The organism is Streptomyces sp. NPDC045470 (assembly GCF_040646595.1).
Classification (GTDB): Bacteria; Actinomycetota; Actinomycetes; order Streptomycetales; family Streptomycetaceae; genus Streptomyces.
Genome location: NZ_JBEZAN010000007.1, coordinates 289,933 through 302,546 on the forward strand (window position 1 = coordinate 289,933; position 12,614 = coordinate 302,546).

A 12,614-nucleotide genomic window follows, 5' to 3' on the forward strand; every position below is an offset into this window, starting at 1 on the left:
TCCGCCGACGCCGAAGAGCTGCCAGACGAGCGAACTCCGCGGTGTTCTCCCTGAACCATCCGCCTTTCGACCGGTCCGACCCCCCTCAAGGGGCGGTTGCCACCTCGCTGTCGGGGTGGCAGGTGAAGATCTGGTCGAGGCCGACGTAACGCAGGACGCGCAGCGTGTTGGCGGGTACGGCGGCCAGGGCCACGTCCGCCTCGGCGGCGATCGCGTGGTGCCGGGCCGCCAGCAGGGCGGTGATGCCGCTGGAGTCGCAGAACTCCATCGCCCGCAGGTCCAGCACCAGGCGCTGACCCGGCTCCAGCGTGAGGCCGGAGACGACGGAGCGCAGCTCGTCGGCATGGTCGTAGTCGAGGTCCCCGGCGATTTCCAGTACAGGACCGGTCGCGGCGTCCCGGGGGGTTATCTTCAGTGCGCTCATCTCTGGGGTGGGGTCGAAGGGGCAGGGGCAGGGGCGGGCGGAGCGGAGGCGCCGGGGTGGGCGCCGGCCGGAACTCCCAGGGCGAGCAGGGCGGTGTCGTCGTCCAGACCGTCACCGAAACTGTCCAGCAGCCCGGTCAGCGCCTGGATCACGGTGTGCGGTGGCGACCCGCTGTGGCCGGTGGCGAACGTGCGCAGGGCGTCGTCCCCGTACAGCGCGCGGTCGGGGCCCGTGCGGGCCTCGGTGATGCCGTCGGTGTAGAGCAGCAGGCTGTCGCCCGGCGCGAGGGTGGTGACGGCGGTGGTGAACCGCGGGTCGGGCAGGATGCCGACGAGCAGCCCGCCCGGGGTGGGCAGGAAGTCGCACGTGCCGTCCGCGCGCAGGACCAGCGCCGGAGGATGGCCGCCCGAGGCGAGCCGTACGGCCACCTCGCCGGTGTCCGGGGCGGGTTCCAGCACGCCGAATATGGCGGTGCAGTAGCGCGGGTCGCCGCCGCTGCAGCGCTCGTGCAGCACCGTGTTCAAGGTGGCCAGGGTGGCCACCGGGTCCGGGTCGTGCAGGGCGGCGGCACGCAGGGTGTAGCGGGTCAGTGACGTCAGGGCGGCGGCCCTGGGCCCCTTGCCGCTCACGTCCCCCAGGAAGAACGCCCAGCGCTTGCCGTCCAGGGCGAACAGGTCGTAGAAGTCGCCGCCGAGCCGGTCGGGGGAGGCGGTGTGGTAGTACGTGGCCACTTCGAGGCCGGGTATGTCGGGCAGTACGGCGGGCAGCAGGCTCTGCTGGAGAACGGCCAGCGCCTCCTGCAACCGCGCGCGGTCCGCCTCCGCCCGCTTGCGGGCCTCTTCCGCCTCCCGCTGCCGCCGCAGCAGCTCCTCCTCGTACGCGCGGCGGTCCCGCGCGTCGAAGAGGGTGGTACGGATCAGCAGCGGCTCGCCCTCGCTGCCGTACTTGACGGTCGAGGAGACCAGGACCGGTATCCGCGGGCCGTCGGCGCGCCTGACCTCCAGCGCGATGCCGTTGATCTCGCCCTGCATCCGCAGCAGCGGGGCGAAGTGCGTCTCGTGGTAGAGCTTGCCGCCCACGGTGAGCAGGTCGGTGAAGCGCATCCGCCCGACCACCGCCTCGCGGGCCAGGCCGAGCCAGTCCAGCAGCGTCGCGTTGATCTTCGCGATGGTGCCGTCCATCAGCGTCGAGACGTAGCCGCACGGGGCGGAGTCGTAGAGCTCCTCGGCGCTGTCCTCCAGCAGCGCCGCGAACGCGGCGTTCGTGGTGCTGTCGCCGCCCGCCCGGTGCGGGTCGGGTTCCTCCTGTCCGGCGCGGCTCATGACCGCAGCCCCGCGAGGAAGCCGGTGATCGCTTCGTTGGTGGCCTGGGGCGCGGACAGGTGCGGGCAGTGGCCGGTGGCGTCCAGGGTGACCAGCGTCGAGCCGGGGACCTGGGCGTGCACGTACGCGCCGACCTCGCGCGGGGCGATCACGTCCTGGGTGCATTCCAGGACGAGCGTGGGCACCTCGACCGTCTTCAGGTCGTCGCGGGAGTCGGACAGGAAGGTGGTACGGGCGAAGACGCGGGCCATGTCGGGGTCGGTCGCGCAGAAGCTGTTGGTCAGCTCCTCGCCCAGCTCGGGACGGTCCGGGTTGCCCATGATCACCGGGGCCATGGTGGCCGACCAGCCCAGATAGTTGGAGTCCAGCGAGGCCAGCAGCTCGTCGATGTCCTCGGCGGTGAAGCCGCCGCGGTAGCCCTCGTCGTCGATGTAGCGCGGGGAGGGGGCGACCATCACCAGGGAGCCGACGCGCTCCGGGGCCCGCCGGGCGGCGAGCACACCGGTCATGGCACTGACCGAGTGCCCGACGAAGGTGGCGTCGCGCAGGTCGAGGGCCTCGGCCACCTCCACCACGTCCTGGGCGTAGCCGTCGAGGGAGGCGTAACGGTCCTCCTGGAACGCCGACAGGTCGGAGCGGCCGCAGCCGACGTAGTCGAACAGCACCACCCGGTAGGCGTCGGTCAGGGCAGGCACGGTCAGACGCCACATGTTCTGGTCACAGCCGAAACCGTGCGCCAGCACCACCACCGGCCCCTCCGGGTTACCGGTGACGGTGACGTTGTTCCTGCGCAGGATGTCCATACGGCCCATCCTTGCATTCCTCGACGACCGGTCCGGGACGCGCCCGGCGGCGGGACGCCGGACCCGTGCGGGAGCGGTGTCGGCGGTGTGTCGGTCACCTGTCGGAAGCCGCCGCGATCTTGGCGTACGGGACGGCCCGGCGCCGCAGCGGACGGCCGGGGCACCCGCGGCCACGGCCGCCTGCCGCACGCGATCGAGGAGCCATGATGTCCGACGAAGCCCAGCCCGCCGCCCGGAACGCCGCCCGGTCCTCCGCCCCGCCCCGGCCCCCGCGCCGGTCGCCGTCCCCGCCGTGGGACGTGCGGCGGCTGCCGCCCGCCGAGGGGAGAACCTTTCTGGTCACCGGCGGCAACGCGGGCATCGGCTACTTCGTCGCGGAACAGCTCGCCGGAACCGGGGCCACCGTCGTCCTCGGCAGCCGGAACAGCACGAAGGCGGCGGCCGCCGCGGCCTGCATCCGCTCCCGCGTCCCCGACGCCCGTGTCCGCCACATCCTGCTGGACCTGGCCGACCTGCCGTCCCTCGAAGCCGCGGCCGGCTCGCTCGCCCTCGGACACCTCGACGCGGTGGTCCACAACGCCGGGGTGGCGCTCGACGATCCGCCCCGGCGGACGACCGAGGACGGCCATGAGCTGATGTTCGGTACCAACCACCTCGGCCACGTCGCCCTGACCCGGTGGCTCGCCCCCCTGCTCGCGGCCGCGCCGGCCGCCCGCGTCGTGACCGTCGGCAGCTTCGCGGCGAAGACCGAACGGCTCGACCTGGCCGACCTGCAGTCCACCGGGGACGACTACCGTCCGAAGCGGACCTACGGCCGGTCGAAGCTGGCGCAGATGTACTTCGGTCTCACCCTCGACCGCCGTCTGCGCGCGGCCGGCAGCCCCGTACGCAGCCTGGTGGCCCACCCCGGCGGCGCACTGGACTCCCTCACGCCCTCGCGTCCGCCGGTGCACGTACGGACCTCCGGCGAGCGGCTGCGCGGGCTGCCCGCCGGTCTCCTCGTCCAGGGCAAGGACGCGGGGGCCTGGCCTGTCGTACGGGCCGTGCTCGACCCGCTGGCGACCGGCGGCCGACTGTGGGGCCCGAGGATTTTCGGACTGCGCGGGGAGCCCCGTGGGGAGCCGGTGTGGGACCACCTGAAGGACACCGCCGTCGCGGAGCGGCTGTGGGACGTCAGCTGTGAGCTGATCGGCGCGGAGCCGGATCTGGGCTTCGGGTGAGCGGCCGGGCGGCCCGTTCGGCGCGCAGGACCTGGTTGACCCGCGCGCTGTCGAGGGCGCGCTCCCAGCGGGCGACGACGAGGGTGGCGACGCTGTTGCCGGCGAGGTTCGTCAGGGCGCGGCACTCGGACATGAACTTGTCGATTCCGAAGATCAGCATGAGGCCGGCGGCCGGTACGGTCCCCACGGTCGAGAGGGTGGCGGCCAGGGCGATGAACCCCGCGCCCGTGACACCGCCGGAGCCTTTGGAGGTCAGCAGCATGACGGCGAGCAGACCGAGCTGTTGGCCGAGGCCGAGCGGTGTGTCGGTGGCCTGGGCGATGTAGACGGCGGCCAGCGAGAGATAGATCGAGCTGCCGTCGAGGTTGAAGGAGTAGCCGGTGGGCACGGTCAGGCCGACGATGTCGCGGCGGATGCCGAGTCCTTCGAGCTTGGCCATGAGCCGGGGGAGGGCGCTCTCGGAGGACGAGGTGCCCAGGACCAGCAGGAACTCCTCGCGCAGGTAGGACAGCAGCCGGAAGAAGCTGATCCTCAGCAGCGCGGTGACACCGCCCAGAACCACGACGACGAAGAACAGCGACGTGCCGTAGAAGAGGGCGATGAGCCGGCCGAGGCTGGTGAGGGTGGAGATGCCGTACGTACCGATGGTGTACGCCATCGCGCCGAACGCGCCGACGGGGGCGGCCAGCATGACGTAGTGCAGGATCTTGAACACCACGGCGCCGAGCCGCGCCACACCGTCCACGATCGGCTGCCCGACCGCGCCCACGGTCTTCAGGGCGACACCGAAGAGCACCGAGAGGAAGATGACCTGGAGGACGTCGCCCTCGGCGAAGGCGCCGGCCGCGCTGCTCGGCACCAGGTCGGTGAGGAAGTGCCACCAGCTCTGGCCCGACCCGCGTTCCGCGTACCGGGCGGCGTCGCCCTCCAGCCGCAGACTGCCGGGGTCGGCATGCACGCCGGCGCCGGGCTGGAAGACGTTGACGGCGAGCAGCCCCAGGAGGAGGGCGAGCAGGGTGCCCGCCTGGAAGTAGGCCAGCGACTTCAGACCGACGCGGCCCACCCGGCCGAGGCTGTCGACGCTGCCGATCCCGGCCACGACGGTCAGAAAGACGATCGGCGCGATCAGCATCTTGATCGCGGACACGAACGTGGTGCCGACCGGCCCCAGCGCCGCTCCGGCCGACGGCCACAGCCAGCCGGTCACGATGCCGGCGACGATGGCGGTCAGCACCCAGAAGTAGAGCTGCCGGTACCAGGGTTTGGCCGGTGGCCCGGCCGGCACGGCGGACTCGGGTGGTGCCATGGCGTATCACCTCGTCGGGGAACGGACACAGCCGGGCGCGGACCGGTCAGGGGAGAGTCGGGTCAGGGGAGAGTCGGGTCAGGGAAGGGACGGGCGGACGAGAGAACGGGATCGGGAAGAGACGGGTTCGCGAAGAGGTGGACAGATCACAGGAGTTCGAGGAGCGCTTCGGTGAACTCCGCCGTCGTGGCGGTGCCGCCCAGGTCGGGCGTGCGGACGTCCGTCTTGGCCAGGACCGCCGCGATGGCGTCGGTGACGTCCTTGGCCGCACCGGGGTGTCCGAGGTGGTCGAGCATGAGGGCGGCGGACCAGATCGCCCCCAGGGGGTTGGCGACACCGCGCCCCGCGATGTCGGGTGCCGAACCGTGCACCGGCTCGAACATCGAGGGGAACTCGCGTTCCGGGTTGAGGTTGGCGGCCGGCGCGATGCCGATGGAGCCGGCCACGGCGGCCGCCAGGTCACTGAGGATGTCGCCGAAGAGGTTGGAGCCCACCACCACGTCGAACCGGGCCGGTTCCAGCACGAACTTGGCGGCCAGCGCGTCGATGTGCTCCTGGTCCCAGGCCACCCCGGGGTGCGCGGCGCCGCGTTCGGCCACCAGCTCGTCCCAGAAGGGCAGGGTGTGCACGATGCCGTTCGACTTGGTGGCCGAGGTCAGCCTGCCCCCGCGGCTCGCCGCCAGCTCGAAGGCGTAGTCCAGCACCCGGGTCACCCCGGCGCGGGTGAACACCGACTCCTGCACGGCCGCCTCCTCGGGGAACCCGCGGTTCAGGCGTCCGCCGATCTCGCTGTACTCGCCTTCGACGTTCTCGCGTACGACGACGAAGTCCACCTCTCCGGCCGCGGCGCCCCGCACCGGGCTGTCGATCCCCTCGAAGACGCGCACCGGCCGCAGGTTGACGTACTGGCGGAAGCCGCGGCGGATGGGGATCAGCAGCCCCCACAGCGAGACATGGTCCGGTACGTCCGGGCGGCCGACCGCGCCGAGCAGGACGGCGTCCTTGTCGCGCAACTGGTCCAGGCCGTCCGCGGGCATCATCGCGCCCTCTCGCAAGTAGCGTTCGCAGGACCAGTCGTCGTACGAGGTGCAGGAGAACGCGAAGCCGTGGCGGCGGCCGACGGCGTCGAGCACCTGCTGCGCCGGGGGCAGGACCTCGGTGCCGATGCCGTCGCCGGGGATCAGGGCAATACGGTGGTTCGTCATGGGTCCGATTGCAGCAACGGGGCCTGCCGGCGGTCCAAGACGCAGTTCCGATCTGCCTGATCAGCGGGGGCTATCAGCGGTGGTGGGGGCTCCCAGCGGTGGTGGGGGCGGACCGGAGCCGGCGCTCGGACGGTGGTACGCCGTGGGCGGGTCCGCACGTGCGTCGTCAGCGCCCTGCCTGGGGCAGTGCCGCCGTCACGAAGGCCCGTGCGGCCGGGGACATCCCCGTACGGCGGCTGACCAGCCCGATGTTCAGCGTGCTCCGCGGTGCGATCTCCAGCACCCGGGCGCCGGCCTGTTCGGCCATGGCCCGCCAGGCCTCCGTCACCACCGCCGATCCCACCCCCGCCAGGACCAGGGGGAGCAGGGCGACCCGGTGCTCGGTCTCGGCGGCGACGGTGTACGCGACCCCGCGTTCGCGCAGGCCGTCCACGTAGGCGCGCATCCCGGTGCCCCGCTGCCCGACGATCAGCCGCTGCCCCGCCAGTTCCTCGCAGGCCACTTCGCGCCGCCCGGCGAACGGGCCGTCGGGGGCGACCACGAGCACGAAGCGCTGTTCCCCCGCGGGCAGCGACACCACCTCCTTGTCCGGCAGCGGGCCCGTGGTGGCCAGCAGTCCGAGTTCGACGGTGCCGGTGCGGACCATCTCGACCACGTCCCGGGAGGTGAACGCGGCCTTGATGACCACGGACACCCCCGGGTGGCGTCCGCTGAAGGCGCGGATCATCGTGGTCAGCGGCTCCACTGCCTGGGAGGGCATGGCGGCCACGTCCACCCGGCCGGTACGCAGTTCGTGCACCGCCGCGACACTGGCCCGCGCGGTGGCCAGGCTCCGTACCGTCGCACGGGCCGGTTCGATCAGGGCCCGGCCCGCCTCCGTGAGCACCGCCCGCCGGCCGACGCGGTGGAAGAGGTCGCTGCCCAGGTCTCGTTCGAGCGCCCGGACCGACTGCGACAACGACGGCTGGGAGACGTACAGGGCCGCGGCGGCCCGGTGGAAACCGCCCTGGTCGACGATGGCGAGGAAGTACTCCAGCTGCCGGATGTCCATCCGCCGATTCTCACCCGTACGTCCACCGGGTCCCACCCGTACGCCCACCGGGCCCGTTCGCCCACCGGGCCTGGACGGCCCCTCCTTCCGCGCCGCTCAGCCGCCCTCCGCGGGCTGGGGTAAGGCGCTGCTGCAGCCCGGCGCCAGTTCGGTGACCGTCCACGGCCGCCCGGAGGCGGGCAGGGACGCCACCGCCGCCTCGACGTCGCGGTGGGCGGGCAGCAGCCAGGCGGTGCCGGTACGGGCGGTCAACTGGCGCGCCACGGGACTGGCGCCGACCAGCACCACTCCGCCCCCGACCGAACGCAGCAGCATCGAGAGGCGGGCCAGCGCGCCCAGCGCCTCCACGTCCAGGTCACCGGTCGCGGTCACGTCCACCAGCACCGTCGGGGTCGTCGCCCCGGACCGGACTGCCCTGACCAGGCGTGCGGCGGCCGTCGGCGGATGGCCGGTGAGGGTGAGCAAGTGGTAGTGGGAACCCGCGGCGGGCGAGGTCATGGCCGGCCACCTTTCGTCGGAGCGGTTCGGGAAGCGCGCTGCGCGAATGTCCGGGTTCTCCGACGACGCGCGTGTTACGCCTCCGCCGACGTACGCGAAAATTAGTGCCCATGGCGCGGTCGCACACTTGCGCGTGGTGCCGGCGGGCGAGGAGTAATTCGAACCGGAATGTCAGACCTATGCATTACTCTGCGTTGCGTAGATAACAGGAATGACCCGGGTGGCGTGTACGCAGCACCGTCACGGGTGGAGCAACAGGGGTGGGACGTGCAGAAGCACATCGCGCGGCGCGCGGGAGTGACGCTGGCGGCCGTGGCCGTGACGGCGAGCCTGACGAGCTGCCAGGACGGCGGCGACAAGACCAAGGCGGGGCAGAGCGCCGAGCAGGGCGCGGGGCAGAGTGCGTCGGTGCAGGCGCTCACGGCGGCGTACAAGAAGACGGCGGCGGCGAAGACCGCCAAGGTCTCGATGACCATGTCGGTGCCCATGTCGCTGAAAAACGGCGGCGAGACCCGGGTGGCCGGCGTCATGGGCTGGCACCCGCTGGCCATGGACGTGACGGTGAGCGAGAGCAAGCCCGGCGCCGCGGCCGGCGACGCCGAGAAGAACCATGTGATCTGGGCCGACGACGCCATCTACACGGACCTGCGCACCGGTAAGGGCACGCCGGCCGACGGTTACGGTGACAAGAAGTGGGCCAAGATCGACCTGAAGGCGGCCGCGGCGGACGCCGGCGGCAAGGCCGCCCAGCAGATGACCGCCGGCCTGCAGGACATGCAGCAGGACCCGTCCCAGCAGCTCGCCATGCTGCTCAACTCCCGGGACATCAAGGACCTCGGCCCCGCCGAGGTGGACGGCCGGAAGGTGCGGCACTACCGGGGTTCGCTGACGGTCCAGGAGGCCGTCAAGGGCCGCAAGACCGTGGAGCTCCTCACGCCCGCCGAGCGCGAGAAGCTGGTCGCGAACATGGAGAAGACCGGCATCAAGGGGTACGACTACGACGTCTGGGTCGACGGTGACCAGTACCCGGTGAAGATGGACTCGCAGATCAAGACGCCGCAGGGCACGATGCGTGTCACCTCGACCTACTCCGACTACGGCACCACGGCGTCGGTGAAGGCTCCGGCCGCCGGCGAGACGGCCGACCTGCTCCAGATACTCAAGGAGATCAAGGACCAGGCGAAGGGCGGTAGCGGCACCGCCTGACGTGTGGACGCGCCGGGCCGGGGCGCAGGCGCTCTCGCGGGCGCCACGTTCCGGCCCCCGTGGGCCCGGTGGGCGGATGTGCAGCCGTGGGAGCGCCGAAGAAGCCGGTGACACGTTCGGTCGTATCTCGCCCCATCGGCGTGCACCGGGCGATTCCGGGGGTACCGGTCCAGCCTCGACGTCGTCGTAGGAGGCAGCATGGCAGTCAACCCGCGCCCCGAAGAAAGCGGGCCCGGCGGCCCGGAAGCGGAGGAGGTGCCCCTGCGGGGCTACGCCGTGCTGTCCGGGGCCTATGTGACGGCCACGGCCCTGTTCGCGCTGGGCTTCCGGAGGTCCGGACGTACGCTGCCCGCCCGTGTGCCACCGTGGGACGTGCTGCTCCTGGGGGCCGCGACGTACAAGGCGTCGCGGCTGCTGGCCAAGGACAAGATCACCAGCCTGGTGCGGGCGCCGTTCACCCGGCGTACGGGAACCATCAGCGCCAGCGAAGTCATGGACGAGCCCCGAGGTCACGGGCTCCGCCTGGCCACCGGCGAACTGCTCGCCTGCCCCTTCTGCCTCGCCGCCTGGGTCGGCACTTCGCTGGTCTGCGGTTACGCCGTCGCCCCGCGTGCCACCCGGCTGGCCGCCTGCGGACTGAGCGCCGTCACGATCTCGGACTGGCTGCAGTACGCCTGGAGCATCACGCAGGAGCGGGCCGAAGGGTGACGTCCTGCCCGGGCCGAAGATGACGTCCTGCCCGGGAGTTCAGAGTGTCGGCGGCTCCAATGCATAGGTGGTGCCGCAAGCGCCGCAGGCGAAACGGCCGTTGAGGCCGTCGTTCGCGCTCTGGCACTCCGGGCAGGTGGCGGAGGTGAAGTACACCGACAGCGGTTCGCCGGCGCTCACACTTTCCTCCGTCGGGACACCATGGTTCTCTGTCATCCGGCTGCTCCGCAGTTGCATGACGATCTGCCGTCGGGCCCGTGGATGACCTGGGCGCCGTACCGGCTGTCACACATGATGCCCTCCCCCCGGCCCCCGAAGTCCATGACTCCCCCAAGCACAGAGTGCGCCTACAAAAACATCACAAAACCCCCTAGGAACGGTTACGCCGAGGCCACGGACGCGCGGCACCGGCGCACGAAGCGCATACCGGAGCACGGGTCGTCATCAGGGGGCGCAGAAATCATCCACGGCGCATCCCGCCACTGTTCAGCCGCCTCAGAGACCGCCGCACGACCGGGCCCTGGACGGTCACCCGCCCGGAACCCGGCCCACTGCTCCGCCTGCTCCGCCGCACAGCCGCACTCCCCCGAAGAGCGCTGCTCCACCGGCGGAGCGCTGCTCCATCCGTGACGCTCGGCTCCGCCCACAGCGCTTCACCGCCCCGGCGAAGCCGCACGCCGCCCCCGGCCCTCCCGCCCCTCCGCATCGCACACCGTCCACAGCTCGACCGCGGCGACACCCCCGACCAGTGACCCTGCCACGGCGAGGTGATCCTCGATGCCCCCGCCGCGGTCGTCGCCCGGGTCGCCGGTCAGTTTCCGTGCGCCGTGATGGCGTACCCCTCGGGGCCGGCGAAGGTGAAGGCCCGGCCGAACGGAGTGTCCCGCGGCGGGCTGAGGACGGTCACCCCGGCGGCGGTGAGCTGGTCGTGCAGTTCCTGGGCGTCCGTGGTGCGGAACCACAGGGCCACGCCGAGGCCGGGCCGGTCGGCCCCGTCGAGGTCCACGCCCGGCAGCGGCTCGCGGACGGCGAACGCGACGGGCTCGGTGGCGAACACCACCGCGCCGGGGGGCGACGCGGGGGCCCGGCGCAGACCGAGGTGCTTCTCGCAGAAGGCGGCTGCCGCTTCGACGTCGCGTACCTGCAGAGCGACGAAGTCGGGGCCGAGGAGGGTGGCGGTCATAGGTCTTCCCCATTCCGTGGTGTCCGGCATGCCGGGACCGTGATGTCAGGGCTCTGACATCACGGAATGTACGTACGGCGGGAAGCTGTGTCAAACTCCTGACATGGAAGACCGGAAGCCCGCAGCACACCCGAAGCCCGCGGAGGGCGGGAAGCCCGCACAAGGCGGGAGGCCCGCACAAGGCGGGAGGCCCGCGGAGGGCCGGAGTCCCGTGCGACTGCCGCACCCCGCCCAGGACATCACCGAGCACGTGGGGTACCGCCTCAAACGCTCCGCCGCCGCCCTGCGCGGAGCCATGGACAAGGCCCTGCGCGAGTACGGCCTGACGGTGCCGCAGTACTCCTGCCTCGAACTGCTCGACCACCGGCCCGGTCTGTCCAACGCCGAACTCGCCCGCGGCACGTTCGTCACGCGGCAGTCCATGAACGTCGTACTGCGCGGCCTGCAGGACGCGGAGCTGGTCTCCCGGCCGCGCACCACGGACCACGGCCGCGCCCTTCCCGCCCATCTGACCGACGCGGGCCGCGACCGCCTCGAACTGGCCCGCGGCGCCGTCTACGCCGTCGAACGGCGGATGGTCGCCGCCATTCCGCAGCAGCGTCTGACCGCCCTCCTTGCCGACCTCGACCGCATGGCGGAGGCCCTCGGCGACTGAGGCGCCAGGTACGGATCGGGTACTGGCCGGGTACTGGCCGGGTACGAGCGGTCGGGCTCCCCGCCGGTGGCCGGGGGTGTTCGGACGGCAGCCGCCACACGGCGCAAGCCCCCGCCGCCGCTGGATCGCGGAACTCGGCAGGGGCCCGGTTCGCCGTACCGGTACGCGGTGTCAGCCCGCGGTGTTGGTCTGCCAGATCGGGCGGCCGTCGGCGTTGTAGATGACGACGTTGCCGTCGTCCTGCACGGAGAACAGGGCTCCGTGGTTGCCGCTGGTGTCGGAGTGCCAGATCTGCCGGCCGCCGGAGTCGTAGACGACGAGGTCGCCGTCCATCTCGAAGGAGGCCGTGTCGCCGTTCGGGTACACGTTGTCCGCCTGCCAGGCCGCCTTGCCTTGGCGGTAGACGACGAAGTTGCCGTCCTCCTGCAGGCGCAGAAGGGTGTTGCCGTCACCGGATGTCCAGGCCTGGTTCCGGCGGATCGACGTCCTGGCCCGGAAGTCCGCGTTGGCCATGTCTTCCCCCTCGCTACGGCTCGGGGCCGCTCCCCGGGCCGTCAGTCAAGGTAGCCCCGCGGGGGCCGGGTTCCGCAGGGCGAATGACGCCGACTGGTTCGCTCGGTGCGCAGGCCGAGGATGTGGCCATCCGCCGCTCCACGGCACGTCGCGGCGTGGCCTCGTGCGGGAACGGCGCCGGTGGGAGGTGGGGGACCGCTGCGTCGGCAGCGTCGCCGGAGGAGCAGGTTTTCTGGCGGAATCCCGCCCGTGCCGGAGCGCCGGAATCCCCGTGGGCCGCACGGGACAGCCGCACCCCGGCCAATTGCTTCCGTCTTCGGCCGTCCGGTCTGGCGCACCTGACACCTTGCGGGCGGGGCCGGAGGCCCGGGTGGTCCGGGTGTTCGCGGGCCGGTGTGGGCGACGGCACCTGGTGCTGTGGATTCAACCAGGTGAAGGTGGGGGCAGATGGTGGGACGGGGCTCGTGATGTGGGTTCTCGTCGTATGTGTCCGTAATGATGGTTGTTCCTGGAGTTGTCG

Annotated in this window: 14 protein-coding genes; 4 read left to right on the forward strand and 10 right to left on the reverse strand. The window is 71.9% G+C overall.

Going from position 1 to position 12,614, the window contains the following annotated elements; genetic code table 11:
• Positions 1-85: 85 nt before the first annotated feature.
• Genes AB0A97_RS22190 through AB0A97_RS22200 form a run of 3 tightly spaced genes read right to left on the reverse strand, consistent with a single transcriptional unit; the run spans position 86 to position 2,549 of the window.
• Positions 86-424, reverse strand: coding sequence for an STAS domain-containing protein (locus AB0A97_RS22190; RefSeq protein WP_361152576.1), 339 nt, complete (start codon positions 422-424; stop codon positions 86-88).
• On the reverse strand, positions 421-1,746 hold the full coding sequence (locus AB0A97_RS22195; RefSeq protein ID WP_361152579.1) for a SpoIIE family protein phosphatase: 1,326 nt from the start codon (positions 1,744-1,746) through the stop codon (positions 421-423). The genes AB0A97_RS22190 and AB0A97_RS22195 overlap by 4 nt, the downstream gene beginning before the upstream one ends.
• Positions 1,743-2,549: an alpha/beta hydrolase gene (locus AB0A97_RS22200; protein ID WP_361152581.1), complete on the reverse strand. Its 807-nt coding sequence runs from the start codon at positions 2,547-2,549 to the stop codon at positions 1,743-1,745. The genes AB0A97_RS22195 and AB0A97_RS22200 overlap by 4 nt, the downstream gene beginning before the upstream one ends.
• A 203-nt stretch (positions 2,550-2,752) precedes the next feature.
• Between AB0A97_RS22200 and AB0A97_RS22205 the strand changes: the two genes are divergently transcribed.
• A complete protein-coding gene (locus tag AB0A97_RS22205) occupies positions 2,753-3,769 on the forward strand; it encodes an SDR family NAD(P)-dependent oxidoreductase (RefSeq protein WP_361152584.1) in 1,017 nt (338 codons plus the stop codon).
• On the opposite strand, the gene dctA is transcribed toward AB0A97_RS22205, so the two are convergent.
• The 4 genes from dctA to AB0A97_RS22225 all read right to left on the reverse strand — a co-directional run bounded on the left by dctA (position 3,723) and on the right by AB0A97_RS22225 (position 7,829).
• Positions 3,723-5,075: a C4-dicarboxylate transporter DctA gene (dctA, locus tag AB0A97_RS22210; protein WP_361152586.1), complete on the reverse strand. Its 1,353-nt coding sequence runs from the start codon at positions 5,073-5,075 to the stop codon at positions 3,723-3,725. The genes AB0A97_RS22205 and dctA overlap by 47 nt on opposite strands.
• Before the next feature lie 146 nt (positions 5,076-5,221).
• The gene (locus AB0A97_RS22215) at positions 5,222-6,280 is read right to left on the reverse strand and encodes a tartrate dehydrogenase (RefSeq protein ID WP_361152588.1); all 1,059 of its coding nucleotides are present in this window, start codon (positions 6,278-6,280) and stop codon (positions 5,222-5,224) included.
• 166 nt (positions 6,281-6,446) lie between these two features.
• Positions 6,447-7,331 carry a LysR substrate-binding domain-containing protein gene (locus tag AB0A97_RS22220; protein WP_361152591.1) on the reverse strand — a complete coding sequence of 295 codons (885 nt, stop codon included), beginning with the start codon at positions 7,329-7,331 and terminating at the stop codon, positions 6,447-6,449.
• Between the two features lie 96 nt (positions 7,332-7,427).
• Positions 7,428-7,829: an STAS domain-containing protein gene (locus AB0A97_RS22225; protein WP_361152593.1), complete on the reverse strand. Its 402-nt coding sequence runs from the start codon at positions 7,827-7,829 to the stop codon at positions 7,428-7,430.
• Between the two features lie 267 nt (positions 7,830-8,096).
• Between AB0A97_RS22225 and AB0A97_RS22230 the strand changes: the two genes are divergently transcribed.
• Both AB0A97_RS22230 and AB0A97_RS22235 read left to right on the forward strand, forming a co-directional pair.
• The gene (locus AB0A97_RS22230; RefSeq protein WP_361152595.1) at positions 8,097-9,035 is read left to right on the forward strand and encodes a hypothetical protein; all 939 of its coding nucleotides are present in this window, start codon (positions 8,097-8,099) and stop codon (positions 9,033-9,035) included.
• Positions 9,036-9,233: 198 nt separating this feature from the next.
• A complete protein-coding gene (locus AB0A97_RS22235; RefSeq protein WP_361152597.1) occupies positions 9,234-9,743 on the forward strand; it encodes a DUF1360 domain-containing protein in 510 nt (169 codons plus the stop codon).
• A gap of 39 nt (positions 9,744-9,782) precedes the next feature.
• On the opposite strand, the gene AB0A97_RS22240 is transcribed toward AB0A97_RS22235, so the two are convergent.
• Positions 9,783-9,959, reverse strand: coding sequence for a hypothetical protein (locus tag AB0A97_RS22240; protein WP_361152599.1), 177 nt, complete (start codon positions 9,957-9,959; stop codon positions 9,783-9,785).
• Positions 9,960-10,554: 595 nt separating this feature from the next.
• The gene (locus AB0A97_RS22245) at positions 10,555-10,926 is read right to left on the reverse strand and encodes a VOC family protein (protein WP_361152601.1); all 372 of its coding nucleotides are present in this window, start codon (positions 10,924-10,926) and stop codon (positions 10,555-10,557) included.
• 211 nt (positions 10,927-11,137) lie between these two features.
• Here AB0A97_RS22245 and AB0A97_RS22250 point away from each other — a divergent pair, with 211 nt between their 5' ends.
• Positions 11,138-11,581 (forward strand): MarR family transcriptional regulator, encoded by a 444-nt coding sequence (locus AB0A97_RS22250; RefSeq protein ID WP_361152602.1) that lies wholly within the window; start codon positions 11,138-11,140, stop codon positions 11,579-11,581.
• Between the two features lie 171 nt (positions 11,582-11,752).
• On the opposite strand, the gene AB0A97_RS22255 is transcribed toward AB0A97_RS22250, so the two are convergent.
• A complete protein-coding gene (locus AB0A97_RS22255; protein WP_361152604.1) occupies positions 11,753-12,094 on the reverse strand; it encodes a hypothetical protein in 342 nt (113 codons plus the stop codon).
• Positions 12,095-12,614 lie beyond the last annotated feature (520 nt).

Excerpts from the sequence above, each read along its gene's own strand:
- AB0A97_RS22190 (WP_361152576.1), bottom strand. The coding sequence starts at position 424 with ATGAGCGCACTGAAGATAACCCCCCGGGACGCCGCGACCGGTCCTGTA.
- AB0A97_RS22195 (WP_361152579.1), bottom strand. The coding sequence starts at position 1,746 with ATGAGCCGCGCCGGACAGGAGGAACCCGACCCGCACCGGGCGGGCGGC.
- AB0A97_RS22200 (WP_361152581.1), bottom strand. The coding sequence starts at position 2,549 with ATGGACATCCTGCGCAGGAACAACGTCACCGTCACCGGTAACCCGGAG.
- AB0A97_RS22205 (WP_361152584.1), top strand. The coding sequence starts at position 2,753 with ATGATGTCCGACGAAGCCCAGCCCGCCGCCCGGAACGCCGCCCGGTCC.
- dctA (WP_361152586.1), bottom strand. The coding sequence starts at position 5,075 with ATGGCACCACCCGAGTCCGCCGTGCCGGCCGGGCCACCGGCCAAACCC.
- AB0A97_RS22215 (WP_361152588.1), bottom strand. The coding sequence starts at position 6,280 with ATGACGAACCACCGTATTGCCCTGATCCCCGGCGACGGCATCGGCACC.
- AB0A97_RS22220 (WP_361152591.1), bottom strand. The coding sequence starts at position 7,331 with ATGGACATCCGGCAGCTGGAGTACTTCCTCGCCATCGTCGACCAGGGC.
- AB0A97_RS22225 (WP_361152593.1), bottom strand. The coding sequence starts at position 7,829 with ATGACCTCGCCCGCCGCGGGTTCCCACTACCACTTGCTCACCCTCACC.
- AB0A97_RS22235 (WP_361152597.1), top strand. The coding sequence starts at position 9,234 with ATGGCAGTCAACCCGCGCCCCGAAGAAAGCGGGCCCGGCGGCCCGGAA.
- AB0A97_RS22240 (WP_361152599.1), bottom strand. The coding sequence starts at position 9,959 with ATGACAGAGAACCATGGTGTCCCGACGGAGGAAAGTGTGAGCGCCGGC.
- AB0A97_RS22245 (WP_361152601.1), bottom strand. The coding sequence starts at position 10,926 with ATGACCGCCACCCTCCTCGGCCCCGACTTCGTCGCTCTGCAGGTACGC.
- AB0A97_RS22255 (WP_361152604.1), bottom strand. The coding sequence starts at position 12,094 with ATGGCCAACGCGGACTTCCGGGCCAGGACGTCGATCCGCCGGAACCAG.